Origin of the sequence: Streptomyces albus subsp. chlorinus, from assembly GCF_013302895.1 — a bacterium.
GTDB lineage: Bacteria > Actinomycetota > Actinomycetes > Streptomycetales > Streptomycetaceae > Streptomyces > Streptomyces chlorinus.
This window is the reverse complement of the sequence record NZ_VJOK01000001.1, coordinates 5,239,571-5,253,978: the sequence shown is the minus strand read 5'-3', so window position 1 is coordinate 5,253,978 and position 14,408 is coordinate 5,239,571. Positions and strand designations below refer to the sequence as shown.

Genomic DNA, 14,408 nt, shown 5'->3' with positions numbered 1-14,408 from the left:
TGCGCGCCAGGCCGCGCGTTGATGCACACGGGAGCGCCGGGACCGGCGCCGCCCGCGGTGGATCACCGCCGGGCGGCGCCGGACCGCGTCAGGAGACGCCCAGCTCCTTGGCCTTCTTCTTGAGGTCGTCGAGGCCACCGCACATGAAGAACGCCTGCTCCGGGAAGTGGTCGTACTCGCCGTCGGCGATCGCGTTGAAGGCCGCGATCGACTCGTCCAGCGGGACGTCCGATCCGTCGAGGCCGGTGAACTGCTTGGCCGCGTGGGTGTTCTGCGACAGGAAGCGCTCGATGCGGCGGGCGCGCGACACCGTGAGCTTGTCCTCCTCGGACAGCTCGTCGATGCCGAGGATGGAGATGATGTCCTGCAGGTCCTTGTACTTCTGCAGAATCCCCTTGACGCGCTCGGCGCACTCGTAGTGCTCCTGCGAGACGAACCGCGGGTCCAGGATCCGGGAGGTGGAGTCCAGCGGGTCCACCGCCGGGTAGATGCCCTTCTCCGAGATCGGACGGGAGAGGACCGTCGTCGCGTCGAGGTGCGCGAAGGTGGTGGCCGGGGCCGGGTCGGTGATGTCGTCCGCGGGCACGTAGATCGCCTGCATCGAGGTGATGGAGTGGCCGCGGGTCGAGGTGATGCGCTCCTGGAGCACACCCATCTCGTCCGCCAGGTTCGGCTGGTAGCCCACCGCGGAGGGCATCCGGCCCAGCAGGGTGGAGACCTCGGAACCGGCCTGGGTGAAGCGGAAGATGTTGTCGATGAAGAACAGCACGTCCTGCTTCTGCACATCGCGGAAGTACTCCGCCATGGTCAGACCGGCCAGCGCGACGCGAAGCCGCGTCCCCGGGGGCTCGTCCATCTGGCCGAAGACCAGCGCGGTCTGCGGGAGGACGCCGGAATCGGCCATCTCCTCGATCAGGTCGTTGCCCTCACGAGTGCGCTCGCCCACACCGGCGAACACGGAAACGCCCTCGTGCAGCTTGGCCACACGCATGATCATTTCCTGGATGAGGACGGTCTTGCCGACGCCCGCGCCGCCGAACAGACCGATCTTGCCGCCCTTGACGTACGGGGTCAGCAGGTCGACGACCTTCAGACCGGTCTCGAACATCTCGGTCTTGGACTCGAGCTGGTCGAAGGCGGGCGCCTTGCGGTGGATGGACCACCGCTCGGTCACCTCGGACTCGGCCTCCGGCTCGTTCAGGATGCGGCCGAGGGTGTTGAAGACCCGGCCCTTGGTGACGTCGCCGACGGGCACGGTGATGCCCTCGCCGGTGTTGGTCACCGGGGCCTGGCGGACCAGGCCGTCGGTCGGCTCCATGGAGATGGCGCGGACCAGCCCCTCACCGAGGTGCTGGGCGACCTCCAGGGTCAGGGTCTTCTTCTTGCCGTCCTCGGCCGGGTCCGAGACCTCGACCGTCAGCGCGTTGTAGATCTCCGGCATGGCGTCGACGGGGAACTCCACGTCGACGACCGGGCCGATGACCCGGGCTACACGGCCCGTGGCGGTGGCCGTCTCAACAGTGGTGGTCATGGTTAGCGGTCACTCCCCGCGTTAGCGTCAGCCAGCGCGCTCGCCCCACCGACGATCTCGCTGATTTCCTGGGTGATGTCGGCCTGGCGGGCCGCGTTCGCAAGCCGCGTCAGCGACTTGATGAGCTCCTCGGCGTTCTCCGTGGCGGACTTCATCGCCCGGCGGGTGGCGGCGTGCTTGGAGGCCGCCGCCTGGAGCAGGGCGTTGTAGACCCGGGACTCGACGTAGCGCGGCAGCAGCGCGTCCAGTACGTCCTCGGCCGAGGGCTCGAAGTCGTACAGCGGAAGGACGCCCTTGCCGCCGGCCGCCGCCTGGGATGCCTGCTCGCCCCGGTCCAGGGTGAGCGGCAGCATCCGGTCGGACACCGGCGTCTGCGTCATCATCGAGATGAACTCGGTGTAGACGATGTGCAGTTCGTCCACGCCGCCCTCGGCGGTCTCCGCCTGCACCGCCTCGATCAGCGGCGCCGCCACGGCCTTCGCGTCCGCGTAGGTCGGGTTGTCGGTGAAGCCGGTGAACGACTCCTTGACCAGGCGGCCGCGGAAACCGTAGTAGGCCGTGCCCTTGCTGCCGACGACGTAGCTGACGATCTCCTTGCCCTCGGCGGTCAGCCGCTCGTTCAGCTGCTCGGCCGCCTTGATGGCGTTGGAGTTGTAGCCGCCGGCCAGACCGCGGTCGCTCGTGACGAGCAGCACCGCGGCCCGCTTGGGCTGCTCCGCCTCGGTCAGCAGCGGGTGCCGGGTGTCGGATCCGGCCGCCACGGCGGTGACCGCGCGGGTCAGCTCCGTCGCGTACGGCTCGGAGGCCGCCACCCTGCGCTGCGCCTTGATGATGCGCGAGGCGGCGATCATCTCCATCGCCCGGGTGATCTTCTTGGTCGCGGAGACGGACTTGATCCGCCTCTTGTAGACCCTGAGCTGGGCACCCATGCTCAGCCCTCGCCCAGCAGCTTGCCGTCCGAGGTCTCGAACTGCTTCTTGAACTTGTCGACCGCGTCGCCGAGCGCCTGGACCGTGTCGTCCGACATCTTGCCGCCCTCGCGGATGCCGGTCATCAGGCCCTGCTCCTCGCGGTGCATGTAGTCCAGCAGCTCGCGCTCGAAGCGGCGGATGTCCTCGACGGGCACGTCGTCCATCTTGCCGCTGGTGCCGGACCAGATGGCCACGACCTGGTCCTCGGTGGCGAACGGCTGGTACTGCGGCTGCTTGAGCAGCTCGACCATGCGCTTACCGCGCTCCAGCGCGGCCTTGGAGGCATCGTCCAGATCGGAACCGAAGGCGGCGAACGCCTCCAGCTCGCGGTACTGGGCCAGGTCCACCCGGAGCGAACCGGTGATCTGGCGGATCGCCTTGTGCTGGGCGGAGCCACCGACGCGGGAGACGGAGATACCGACGTTCAGCGCCGGGCGCTGGCCCGCGTTGAACAGGTCGGACTCCAGGAAGCACTGGCCGTCGGTGATGGAGATGACGTTGGTCGGGATGAACGCCGAGACGTCGTTCGCCTTGGTCTCGACGATCGGCAGACCGGTCATCGAGCCCTTGCCCATGTCGTCGGAGAGCTTGGCGCAGCGCTCCAGCAGCCGGGAGTGCAGGTAGAAGACGTCACCCGGGTAGGCCTCACGGCCCGGCGGGCGGCGCAGCAGCAGGGAGACGGCACGGTAGGCGTCGGCCTGCTTGGACAGGTCGTCGAAGATGATCAGCACATGCTTGCCCTGGTACATCCAGTGCTGGCCGATGGCCGAGCCGGTGTAGGGCGCGATGTACTTGAAGCCGGCCGGGTCGGACGCCGGGGCGGCGACGATCGTCGTGTACTCCAGCGCTCCGGCCTCCTCCAGCGCGCCGCGCACGGACGCGATGGTGGAGCCCTTCTGGCCGACGGCGACGTAGATGCAGCGCACCTGCTTGTCCGGGTCGCCGGAGCGCCAGTTGTCGCGCTGGTTGATGATCGTGTCGACGCACAGCGCGGTCTTGCCCGTCTGGCGGTCACCGATGATCAGCTGACGCTGACCGCGGCCGATCGGCGTCATGGTGTCGACGGCCTTGTAGCCGGTCTCCATCGGCTCGTGCACGGACTTGCGCTGCATGACCGTGGGCGCCTGGAGCTCCAGCGCACGGCGGCCCTCGGTCTCGATCTCGCCGAGACCGTCCACCGGGTTGCCCAGCGGGTCGACGACCCGGCCGAGGTAGCCGTCACCGACCGCAACCGACAGGACCTCGCCGGTACGCTGCACCGACTGGCCCTCTTCGATGCCGCTGAACTCACCGAGGACGACCGCACCGATCTCGCGCTCCTCCAGGTTGAGGGCGAGGCCGAGGGTGCCGTCCTCGAACTTCAGCAGCTCGTTCGCCATGGCCGAGGGCAGCCCCTCGACCTTCGCGATGCCATCGCTGGCAGCGCTGACCGTACCGACCTCTTCGCGCGAGGCCGCGTCCGGCGTGTACGACTGGACAAAGTTCTCCAGCGCGTCCCGGATCTCATCCGGCCGGATCGTGAGCTCCGCCATCTGGGTTCCCTGCTCTCCTTGTTGGGCCCGTAAGTTGCTTCGGGCTCCGGGGGGCGTCTCCCCCGAGTCCCTTGTACGGCCCAACTCGGGCCGCTTTCGTGCTTGTTGAGTTGGTTGGCGCACGCGCGCCGGGTCCTGTCGCGCCGCCGCGGCGGCCGTCAGCCCGCCATCCGCCGCTGGGCCTGCTCCAGGCGGTCGGCGACCGAGCCGTTGATGACCTCGTCGCCCACCTGCACCCGGATCCCCCCGAGGATCCCGGGGTCCACGTCCAGGTTCAGGTGCACCTGGCGGCCGTAGAGCTTGGCCAGCGCCGCGCCCAGGCGCCGCTTCTGCTCGTCGCTGAGCGGCACCGCGGAGGTCACGACGGCGACCGAGCGGTTCCGGCGCCCGGCGGCCAGCTTGGACAGTGCGTCGAGCCCTGCCTCCAGGCTACGTCCCCGCGGCTGGGTCACCAGACGGGTGACCAGACGCTCGGTGGCGGGCCGCACCCGGCCCTCCAGCAGCTGGTGCACCAGCGCCCGCTTGGCCTCGGGCGTCGCCGTGCGGCTGGTGAGCGCGGAGCGCAGGTCCGGCGACGAGGCGGCGGTCCGGGCGAACCGGAACAGCTCGTCCTCGACGTCGTCGAGCGATCCGTCGCGCTCCGCGGCCACGAGGTCGGCCAGGTCCGCCAGCTCCTCGACCGCGTCGACCAGGTCGCGCGGCGCGGACCAGCGGGAGCGGACCATGCCGGAGACCAGGTCGGTGGCCGGGCCGCTGACCTGGCCGGCGAGCACCCGCTGGACGAGGCCGGCCTTGGCCTCCCCGTCCTGCGCCGGGTCGGTGAGGACCCGGCGCAGCGAGACCTCGCGCTCCAGCAGCGCGGTGACGGCGGCGAGCTCGTCGGCCAGAGCCGCGGCGTCGACCGACGTGGAGTCGGTCAGCGCGGTCAGGCTCCCACGTGCGGCGGCAAGCGCCTCACGGCTCGCACCATTCATCGGGCGGCTCCGTTGACATTGGCCTCGGCCTCAGCGGCCTCTTCGAGCCCGTCGAGGAAGCGGTCGATGACGCGGCTCTGCCGGGCGTGGTCCTCCAGGGACTCACCGACGAGCTTCCCGGCCAGGTCGGTGGCGAGCTTGCCCACATCCTGGCGGAGCGTCTGAGCGGCCTGCTTGCGGTCGGCCTCGATCTGGGCGTGGCCGGCGGCGATGATCTCCTCACGCTGCCGCTGGCCCTCGGCGCGCATCTCGGCGATGAGCGCGGCGCCCTGTTCCTGTGCCTCGGCACGCAGGCGGGCGGCCTCGTGGCGGGCCTCGGAGAGCTGGTCCTTGTACTGCTGGAGTACCTCGGCAGCCTCCTGCTGAGCCGCCTCGGCCTTCTCGATGCCGCCCTCAATGGCTTCACGACGCTCTTCCAGCACCTTGTTGATGCTCGGAAGGAGCTTCTTCCACAGGAAGAAGAAGACGATGGCGAATGCGATCAGGCCGATGACCAGCTCTGGGATCGGCGGAACGAGCGGGTTCTGCGGAACCTCGGTCTCCGCCAGGGGTACCAGGGCGTTCACGTCAGTGCCTTCCGTCGGAAAAAGGGGTCGTTCGCTCGGTCGTCAGGAGCGGAAGATGAAGCCCATGACGATGCCGATGAGGGCCAGCGCCTCACAGAAGGCGAAGCCGAGGATCTGGTTCTGACGGATCAGACCGGCGGCCTCGGGCTGACGGGCCAGCGCCTGGGTGCCGTTGCCGAAGACGATGCCGACGCCGATGCCGGGGCCGATGGCGGCGAGGCCGTAGCCGATGGACCCGAGGTTGCCGGTAACGCCCTTCTCAGCGGCGAGGTTGACCATTTCGAGAGCAGCGGACATGCCGTTACTTCCTTCTCTGTACGGACCGGCGGGGGTTGGCCGCCGGACAGCTGGGGGTTGCGGGGAGCGGGCTGGCTCAGTGTTCCTCGACGAGCGCGCCCTGGATGTAGGAGCAGGTCAGCAGGACGAAGACGTAGGCCTGGATGACCTGGATGAACAGCTCGAAGGCGATCATCACGACCGTCATCACGAAGGACACGACCGAGTACGCGATGCCGATGCCGTTGAGCATGTACCAGCTCGCGATGGTGAAGAGGGCCACGAGCATGTGCCCTGCAAACATGTTCGCGAAGAGCCGGACCGCGTGCGTGAACGGGCGCACCAGCAGGTTCGAGAACAGCTCGATGACCATGACCAGCGGCAGCACCGCGCCGAGCGACTTGTCGTAGCCCGTGAAGTTCTTGAAGGCACCGACGAAACCGTGGCGCTTGAAGGTCAGTCCCACCCACAGGACGTAGACGAGCAGCGCGAGGCCGAGCGGGATCGAGAAGATCGACGTCACGGGGAACTGCGCCAGCGGGATGACCGACCACAGGTTCATCACCCAGACGAAGAAGAAGAGCGACACCACCAGGGGGACGTACTTCTCGCCTTCCTTCTTGCCGATCGTTTCGTAGACCACGCCGCGGCGGATGAAGTCGTAGCCCGCCTCGCCGACCATCTGGAGCTTGCCCGGCACGAGCTTCGGCTTGTTGAAGGCGGCCCAGAAGAACCACACGATGGCGAGGGTGCCCACCAGGGCGAGCAGGATCGGCTTGTTGAAGTCGAAGCCGCCGATGCTGAACATCGGCTCGAAGACGAACGAGTGGAGCCCTGGAGCCTCAAAGCCGCAACCACTGAAAAGGTGGCAGTCGGTCTCAAAGGCGAGCATCTGGTCAGCACTCACCGCGGGCTCCTTCTGCATGGCGCATGAAAACGGCTACCTCGTTGTGTCGGCGCGGCGTGCTGCCACGGAACGGCACTGGTCTTGGTCTTACGAATCGGGGGCGGCGGCTGAGCAGGGTGCGCGAGCGTCCGTTCCGTCCCCTCGGGTCCGGAACCGGGCGGAACGCTGCCGCCCCCGTCTGCTGCGCCGCAGTTGGCAACGGACGATAGCAGTTGCTCGAACGAGCGCTTATCCCGCCCCTACGTGGCACTGGCTTTCTCGCCGCTGCCGGTGGCGGGCTCGACATACATGATCTTCGCCTTCATATGGGCCCTGCCCTGCGAGGCGACCCACACCACGGTGGCGCCGAGCAGAGTGAACGCGAAGGTCTTGGTGTCGAAAAGGGTGGTATCCCGGAAGACCACCAGCACCACGAACAGCAGCAGAATCTGCGTCGTATAGAGCAGGAGGCCCATCGCCTGAAAGAGGTGCGGGAAGGAGCGCGCTGTCCGCTGGAGGACGTAAAGGCCGAGCCCCATGAAGAGGATCACTACGAGGGCGCCGACCGCCGCGCCGATGGCTCCCTTGCCTCCTGCGAACACGCCGCTGAGGGCCGCGGCCACGACACCGGCGAGGGCGGTCGGGACGGCGCAGTGCAGCAGCATGCGTGCGTCGTTCGACTGCATGTGGTGTTCTCCGGGGAACTCGGGGAAACGTGCGAGGACGTGAGTCGTCGATGACGAGCGTAGCCCGGCGCGGAGGTGCGCCCTCCCACAGAAGGGCCCGCGCAAGCGCGGCACTTCGGTTGTCACCGGGTTTCGTGAACGGTATCACAAACTATTTGATGAGGTCTTTACCTACTTCGTGTGCCCCCTGTCACACGCAGGTGTGAGCATATGCGCTCCAGGCTGACGCCGGGCGCTTTGTCTGGTATTGACCCGTTCCGTCGGGCAACAGGGCGCCTCAGTCCCGGGTGTTGATCTTCTTCGGCCGGGTGAACTGCCGACGCTCCCCGATCGCCGTCGCGCCCTCCAGTCCGGCCAGCGCCGGCTCGCGCTCCGCCCGCTCGGCGTCCTCCCCCGCGGGCACCGGGTCCTCCCCCGGCCCGGGCGGCGTCGGGTCGACGAAGGCCGCCCCCCGCTCGTGCTGGGCGCGCCGGTAGCGGGGCGGCAGCACCCGCTGGGCCCAGGCGGGCACCCGCGGGGTGTAGCGCGGCAGCAGCAGGACCACCAGCCCCACCGCGCTCAGCAGCACGATCGCCAGCACGATCGCGAGACTGGAGGAGCGCACCGAGAAGGCCACGGCGCCGAAGGCGATCAGGGCGGCCCAGAAGTACATGATCAGCACGGCCCGGCTGTGCGAGTGCCCGATCTCCAGCAGCCGGTGGTGCAGGTGCCCCCGGTCCGCGGCGAACGGCGAGCGCCCGTTCCAGGTGCGCCGCACGATCGCCATCACCAGGTCGGCGACGGGGATGGCGATGATGCTCAGCGGCAGCAGCAGCGGCATGTACAGCGGCACCATCGTGTGCACCGCGGACTTGACCGAACCGGTGTGCTCCACCATCAGGTCCGGGTCCACCTGGCCGGTGATCGAGACCGCGCCGGCGGCCAGCACCAGGCCGATCAGCATCGAGCCCGAGTCGCCCATGAAGATCCGCGCCGGGTGCATGTTGTGCGGCAGGAAGCCCAGGCACATGCCCATGAGCACCGCCGCGAAGAGCGTCGCGGGCGCCGCCGCCTCGATGCCGTAGCCGTACCAGATGCGGTACGCGTACATGAAGAACGCCAGCGAGGCGATGCAGACCATGCCCGCGGCCAGTCCGTCGAGGCCGTCGACGAAGTTCACCGCGTTGATCGTGATCACCACGAGGGCGACCGTCAGCAGGGTGCCCTGCAGGGGTGTCAGCGCGACATTGCCCACGCCCGGGACCGGCAGCCACAGGATGGTGAGCCCCTGGAGGACCATCACACCGGCGGCGATCATCTGGCCGCCGAGCTTCACCAGCGCGTCCACGCCCCATTTGTCGTCCAGGACGCCGATCAGCCAGATCAGTCCGGCCCCGGACAGCAGGGCCCTGGGTTCGTCGGAAAGGGTGAACAGCTCACCGATGTTGGTCAGTTGCGAGGCCACCAGCAGGCCCGCGCACAGGCCGCCGAACATCGCGATACCGCCGAGCCGTGGCGTCGGCTCCCGGTGCACGTCCCGCGCCCGCACCGGGGGCATCGCCCCCGCCGCGATGGCGAACTTCCGCACCGGACCGGTCAGCAGATAGGTGACCGCCGCCGTGACGCACAGCGTCAGCAGATACTCACGCACGGACTCCCCAGAGGTCTCACGGGCTGCTCGGACCCACACCATAGGACAACGTCACCGAGCCGGCCGCCCCACGGGGCACGCTGGGATCAGCGGCGCCCGGCGCCGGACCCGGGGCTCCGGGGGGTGGCCCCCGGAGGACAGCGGCACGCCACCGGCGCCCGGCCAGGGCGCCGTGACCTGCTCGGCACCAGCCTATGACACATGGTGACGGCTTCGAACAGTCCGCGGCGGGCCGCTCGGGCTCAGCGGCCGGCCGGACCGCGCCCGGCCCCCTCCGGGGCGGCGGGGACGCCCGTCAGCGCGGTGAGGACCGGGTCCAGCGCCCGGCTGATCTCCTCGCCGACGGAGCGGAAGTAGGGGATCGGCGCCCCGTACGGGTCGTGGATCTCGTCGGCCTCCGGGCTGGGCGCCAGCAGCCAGCCGCGCAGCGCGGCCGCCGCCTGGACCAGCGCGTGCGCCCGCTCCACCACGCCCTCGGGGCCGCGCGCCTCGGGCAGCGTCGCCGGGTCTATCGCCCGCACCAGCCGGGTGAACTCCTTGAGCGTGAAGGTGCGCAGGCCCGCCGAGTGCCCCATGGAGATCACCTGCGCCCGGTGGTCGCGGGTGGCCGTCAGCACCAGGTCCGCCCGGATCACGTGTTCGTCCAGCAGCTCGCGGCCGGTGAACCCTTCGGCGTCCGCACCGTGTTCGAGGAGCACGGCCACCGCGTTCTCCTCCATCGGCGCGCCCTCGTGCCCCCAGGTGCCCGCGCTCTCGACCACGAGGCCGCCGGTGCGGCTGTCCCCCAGCCGTTCGGCCAGGGCGTGCCGGGTGAGCCGCTCGGTGATCGGCGAGCGGCACACGTTGCCTGTGGAGACGTGGAGGATGCGGAACGCGCGCTCGGCGCCGTTTATGCCGCCGGACTCGGCCGCACCACGCCCGGGAGGGGCGGTCACTACCCGGCCACCTCCAGGTCCGGTACGACCTCGCGCAGCTCGTCGGCGTCGATGGCGCCGGCCCGCAGCAGTACGGGCACCGGCCCGGTGACGTCCACGATGGAGGAGGGGACGCTGTCCTGCGTGGGGCCGCCGTCCAGGTAGACGGAGACCGACTCGCCCAGCATCTCCTGCGCGGCGTCGCAGTCCATCGGCGCCGGGTGCCCGCTCAGGTTCGCCGAGGAGACGGCCATGGGGCCGAACTCGCTCAGCAGCTCGATGGCGACCGGGTGCAGCGGCATCCGCACGGCCACCGTGCCGTGGGTCTCGCCCAGGTCCCAGGTCAGCGACGGCTGGTGCCGCGCCACCAGGGTGAGCGCGCCGGGCCAGAAGGCGTCCACCAGTTCCCAGGCACTCTCGGAGAAGTCCGTGACCAGGCCGTGCAGCGTGTTGGGCGAGCCCACCAGGACCGGGGAGGGCATGCCGCGGCCGCGGCCCTTGGCCTCCAGGAGATCGCCGACGGCGTCGGAGCTGAACGCGTCGGCGCCGACGCCGTAGACGGTGTCCGTCGGCAGCACGACGAGTTCTCCGCGCCTCACGGCCGAGGCGGCCTCGCGCAGCCCGGTCGCGCGGTCGGTCGCGTCGGAGCAGTCGTAACGCCGTGCCATCACGGCACCTCCCTGCGTGCGGTGGCGAAACGGGGACGGTTGTTGAGATCGGGATGGTCCGCGGCGTCGGCCCAGCCCCGGTCCTCGGTGAAGATCCAGGGCACCTGGCCGCCCTGGGTGTCGGCGTGCTCGATCACCACGACCCCGCCGGGGCGCAGCAGCCGGTGCGCGGTGCGCTCCAGGCCGCGGATGACGTCCAGACCGTCCTCGCCGGAGAACAGCGCCATCTGCGGATCGTGGTCGCGCGCCTCGGGCGCCACGTACTCCCACTCGGTGAGCGGGATGTAGGGCGGATTGGAGATCACCAGGTCGACCTGGCCGTCGAGCTCGGGCAGTGCCGTGCGCGCGTCCCCGTGGTGCAGCACCACCCGCGAGCCCTCGACGTTCTTGCGGGCCCACTCCAGCGCGCCCTCGTCCAGTTCGACGGCGTGCACCCGCGAGCGGGGGACCTCCTGGGCGAGGGCGAGCGCGATGGCGCCCGAGCCGGTGCACAGGTCCACGATCAGCGGCTCGGCGACGTCCATGGCACGTACCGCGTCTATCGCCCAGCCGACCACGGACTCCGTCTCCGGCCTGGGCACGAAGACGCCGGCGCCCACGTGCAGCTCCAGATAGCGGAAGAAGGCGCGCCCGGTGATGTGCTGGAGCGGCTCGCGGGCCTCGCGGCGGGCCACGGCCTCCCAGTAGCGCGCGTCGAAGTCGGCGTCGGCGACCCGGTGCAGCTCGCCCCGTTTGACGCCGTGCACCCAGGCGGCCAGCTCCTCGGCGTCGAAACGCGGCGAGGGCACGCCCGCGTCGGCCAGCCGCTGGGTGGCCTGCGCCACCTCGGCGAGCAGCACGTTCACTCCGTTCCCCCTCCCGGGGCCTGCGGGATCTTCAGCGTCACAACAGCACTCACCAGGGCACCGGGCACGTCACTGGGCGGCGGCCAGCTTGGCCGCCGAGTCCGCGTCCGCGCACGCCTGGATGACCGGGTCCAGCTCGCCGTCCAGCACCTGGTCGAGGTTGTAGGCCTTGAAGCCGACGCGGTGGTCCGAGATGCGGTTCTCCGGGAAGTTGTAGGTGCGCACCCGCTCGGAGCGGTCCACGGTCCGCACCTGGCTGCGGCGCGCGTCCGAGGCCTCCTTCTCGGCCTCCTCCTGGGCGGCGGCCAGCAGCCGGGCCCGCAGGATGCGCAGGGCCTGCTCCTTGTTCTGGAGCTGGCTCTTCTCGTTCTGGCAGGAGACGACGATGCCGGTCGGCTCGTGGGTGATGCGCACGGCCGAGTCGGTGGTGTTGACGGACTGCCCGCCGGGTCCTGAGGAGCGGTAGACGTCGATGCGCAGATCGTTCGGGTTGATCTCCACGTCCACCTCCTCGGCCTCGGGCAGGACCAGGACACCGGCGGCGGAGGTGTGGATGCGGCCCTGGGACTCGGTGGCCGGCACCCGCTGGACGCGGTGCACCCCGCCCTCGTACTTCAGCCGCGCCCACACGCCCTGTCCGGGCTCGGCGGCGCCCTTGGACTTCACCGCCACCTGGACGTCCTTGTAGCCGCCCAGATCGGACTCGGTGGCGCCGATCAGTTCGGTCTTCCAGCCGTGGCGCTCGGCGTAGCGCAGATACATCCGCAGCAGGTCGCCAGCGAACAGCGCCGACTCGTCGCCGCCCTCGCCCGCCTTGATCTCCAGGATGACGTCCTTGTCGTCGCTGGGGTCCCGCGGGACGAGCAGCAGCCGCAGCCGCTCGGTCAGCTCCTCGCGGCGGCGCTCCAGCTCCTTGACCTCGGCGGCGAACTCGGGGTCCTCCGCGGCGAGTTCGCGGGCGGTGCCGATGTCGTCCCCGGTCCGCTTCCACTCGCCGTAGGCGTTGATGATCGGGGTCAGCTCGGCGTAGCGCTTGTTCAGCCGACGGGCCCCCGCCTGGTCGGCGTGGATCGCCGGATCGGCGAGCCGCCGCTCCAGGTCGGCGTGCTCGCCGACGAGTTCCTCGACCGCCTCGAACATCGTGGCCATCCCCTACTCAAGACCCTTGACGAAGAAGTGTGACGCCCCGTGCGGGGCCGGGCCCGCCGGGACACCTGGCCCCGGCGGGCGCTGAGCACCAAAAGAGCGCCGGGCCGCGCTGCCCGGCCAGGGCGGCGCGGTCCGGCGCTGCGGTGTCGCTACTTCTTGGCGCTGCCCGCGCTCTTGCCGAAGCGGGCCTCGAAGCGGGCCACGCGGCCACCGGTGTCGAGGATCTTCTGCTTTCCGGTGTAGAACGGGTGGCAGGCCGAGCAGATGTCGGCGCGGATCACGCCTTCCGGCATGGTGCTACGCGTGGTGAACGAGTTGCCACAGGTGCAGCTCACCTGGGTCTCGCGGTACTCGGGGTGGATGTCGCGCTTCAAGGTCACTCCTAGGTTCGGGAGGGCGCCGGGTCGGTGGACGGGTTGTCCCCCGTGAACCGGGGCCGACGGTCCAGTTTGCCACTGCTGGCCGCACCCCCCAAAACCGGGGGCCGTGCCGCCGTATTCCCCCGCCGCTCCCGACCGGGTCCCCCGGGCCCTCAGCGGTCGCCCGGCTCGTTCCCGGCGGCCCGGGCCGTCTTGTGCTGGTTGCGGACCACACCGCCTATGTCCGTCTTGTCGCCCGCCGAGCCCTTGGTGGCCGACCTCGGGACCGGCTTGTCGTGCTTGAGCGCCCACCAGACCTTCTCGGTCTTGGCGTCGATCTGCACCACGCGGTTCGGGTCGGCGGGGTCGTACTCCACCGGCAGCGTCGTCATCTGGATGTCGTCGGACTTGATGCCCTTGAGCGTCTTCGCCAGACCCGTCAGCTCGCCCACCGAGTCCAGCTCGGAGTCGGTGGTGATCGCCGAGGTCGCGGTGTCGGCCAGGTCGTAGAGCTTCTTGGGGCTGCTGAAGAGGCCGATGCTGTTGACCTGGTCGATGAGCGCCTTGACGAACGCCTGCTGGAGCTGGATGCGGCCCAGGTCGCTGCCGTCACCGACGCCGTGCCGGGTGCGCACCAGGCCGAGGGACTGCTCGCCGTCCAGCCGGTGGGTGCCGGCCCCCAGGTCGAGGTGGCTGTCCTTGTCGTGGATCGGCTTGGCGGTGGTCATCTCGACGCCGCCGAGGGTGTTGATCAGCTTCTTGAAGCCCGCGAAGTCGACCTCGAGGTAGTGGTCCATCCGCACGCCGGAGAGGGACTCGACGGTCTTGACGGCGCACGCGGGGCCGCCGACGTCGTAGGCGCTGTTGAACATCGCGCGCTGCGCGGGAACGTTTCTGTGGTGCTCCGAGGCGTCACCCTCGCAGCTCGGCCGCCGCACCAGGGTGTCGCGGGGTATCGAGACGACGCTGGCCTTGTCGTGCTTCTCGTTGATGTGCAGCACCATCGCCGTGTCCGAGCGGGCGCCGCCCTGGTCACGGCCGTACTTCGCGTTGTCCCCCGCGCGGGTGTCCGAGCCGAGCACCAGGATGTCCATGGAACCGTTCGGCACGTCCTGCGGCCGGTCGGTGCCCAGGGCCGCGTTGATGTCGACGCCGGAGACGTTGCCGTCCAGTTTGAAGTACACGAAGCCGAGGCTCGTACCGCCGAGCACGACGGCTCCCGCCACGGCCCAGGCGGCGGCACGCACGGCGCGCTGACGCCCGCTGCGCGGCCTGCGGCGACGTCCGGTGGCACATATGCCCCGGGAGCGGCCTCCCGCCGCCGTGTCGCCCTCGTAGCTGTCGCCCGCCATTGTCACTTCCCTCAGTCCTGCTCGTGGCGTGTGTGTCCTGTGTGGACGCTGGGTCTCGCCGGAAGGGTT

General features: G+C 69.9%; 15 protein-coding genes. All 15 read right to left on the bottom strand.

Annotation, left to right across the window (positions count from 1 at the left end; genetic code table 11):
• Window positions 1-88: 88 nt before the first annotated feature.
• On the bottom strand, window positions 89-1,531 hold the full coding sequence (atpD, locus tag FM076_RS23085) for a F0F1 ATP synthase subunit beta (protein WP_173872865.1): 1,443 nt from the start codon (window positions 1,529-1,531) through the stop codon (window positions 89-91).
• A gap of 2 nt (window positions 1,532-1,533) precedes the next feature.
• Complete coding sequence (locus tag FM076_RS23080; RefSeq protein ID WP_173872864.1) at window positions 1,534-2,460, bottom strand: F0F1 ATP synthase subunit gamma; 927 nt, start codon at window positions 2,458-2,460, stop codon at window positions 1,534-1,536.
• A 2-nt stretch (window positions 2,461-2,462) separates the two neighbouring features.
• A complete protein-coding gene (atpA, locus tag FM076_RS23075; RefSeq protein WP_173872863.1) occupies window positions 2,463-4,034 on the bottom strand; it encodes a F0F1 ATP synthase subunit alpha in 1,572 nt (523 codons plus the stop codon).
• Window positions 4,035-4,192: 158 nt separating this feature from the next.
• The gene (locus tag FM076_RS23070) at window positions 4,193-5,008 is read right to left on the bottom strand and encodes a F0F1 ATP synthase subunit delta (protein ID WP_173872862.1); all 816 of its coding nucleotides are present in this window, start codon (window positions 5,006-5,008) and stop codon (window positions 4,193-4,195) included.
• Window positions 5,005-5,574 carry a F0F1 ATP synthase subunit B gene (locus FM076_RS23065; RefSeq protein WP_173872861.1) on the bottom strand — a complete coding sequence of 190 codons (570 nt, stop codon included), beginning with the start codon at window positions 5,572-5,574 and terminating at the stop codon, window positions 5,005-5,007. The genes FM076_RS23070 and FM076_RS23065 overlap by 4 nt, the downstream gene beginning before the upstream one ends.
• A gap of 42 nt (window positions 5,575-5,616) precedes the next feature.
• Window positions 5,617-5,871, bottom strand: coding sequence for an ATP synthase F0 subunit C (gene atpE / locus FM076_RS23060; RefSeq protein ID WP_173872860.1), 255 nt, complete (start codon window positions 5,869-5,871; stop codon window positions 5,617-5,619).
• A gap of 76 nt (window positions 5,872-5,947) precedes the next feature.
• Window positions 5,948-6,775 carry a F0F1 ATP synthase subunit A gene (atpB, locus tag FM076_RS23055; protein ID WP_173872859.1) on the bottom strand — a complete coding sequence of 276 codons (828 nt, stop codon included), beginning with the start codon at window positions 6,773-6,775 and terminating at the stop codon, window positions 5,948-5,950.
• A gap of 221 nt (window positions 6,776-6,996) precedes the next feature.
• Window positions 6,997-7,422 carry a hypothetical protein gene (locus tag FM076_RS23050; protein WP_173872858.1) on the bottom strand — a complete coding sequence of 142 codons (426 nt, stop codon included), beginning with the start codon at window positions 7,420-7,422 and terminating at the stop codon, window positions 6,997-6,999.
• Between the two features lie 277 nt (window positions 7,423-7,699).
• A complete protein-coding gene (locus tag FM076_RS23045) occupies window positions 7,700-9,052 on the bottom strand; it encodes an undecaprenyl/decaprenyl-phosphate alpha-N-acetylglucosaminyl 1-phosphate transferase (RefSeq protein ID WP_173872857.1) in 1,353 nt (450 codons plus the stop codon).
• A 242-nt stretch (window positions 9,053-9,294) separates the two neighbouring features.
• Window positions 9,295-9,987 (bottom strand): protein-tyrosine-phosphatase, encoded by a 693-nt coding sequence (locus tag FM076_RS23040; protein ID WP_428814979.1) that lies wholly within the window; start codon window positions 9,985-9,987, stop codon window positions 9,295-9,297.
• On the bottom strand, window positions 9,987-10,634 hold the full coding sequence (locus FM076_RS23035; protein ID WP_173874945.1) for an L-threonylcarbamoyladenylate synthase: 648 nt from the start codon (window positions 10,632-10,634) through the stop codon (window positions 9,987-9,989). Before FM076_RS23035 ends, FM076_RS23040 begins: the two co-directional genes overlap by 1 nt.
• Entirely contained in the window at window positions 10,634-11,479 is an 846-nt protein-coding gene (prmC, locus tag FM076_RS23030; RefSeq protein WP_173872856.1) for a peptide chain release factor N(5)-glutamine methyltransferase, read from the bottom strand. The genes FM076_RS23035 and prmC overlap by 1 nt, the downstream gene beginning before the upstream one ends.
• A 69-nt stretch (window positions 11,480-11,548) precedes the next feature.
• A complete protein-coding gene (prfA, locus tag FM076_RS23025; protein ID WP_173874944.1) occupies window positions 11,549-12,619 on the bottom strand; it encodes a peptide chain release factor 1 in 1,071 nt (356 codons plus the stop codon).
• A 158-nt stretch (window positions 12,620-12,777) separates the two neighbouring features.
• Window positions 12,778-13,002 carry a 50S ribosomal protein L31 gene (gene rpmE / locus FM076_RS23020; RefSeq protein WP_173872855.1) on the bottom strand — a complete coding sequence of 75 codons (225 nt, stop codon included), beginning with the start codon at window positions 13,000-13,002 and terminating at the stop codon, window positions 12,778-12,780.
• A gap of 158 nt (window positions 13,003-13,160) precedes the next feature.
• The gene (locus FM076_RS23015) at window positions 13,161-14,339 is read right to left on the bottom strand and encodes an LCP family protein (protein WP_173872854.1); all 1,179 of its coding nucleotides are present in this window, start codon (window positions 14,337-14,339) and stop codon (window positions 13,161-13,163) included.
• Between the last annotated feature and the right edge of the window lie 69 nt (window positions 14,340-14,408).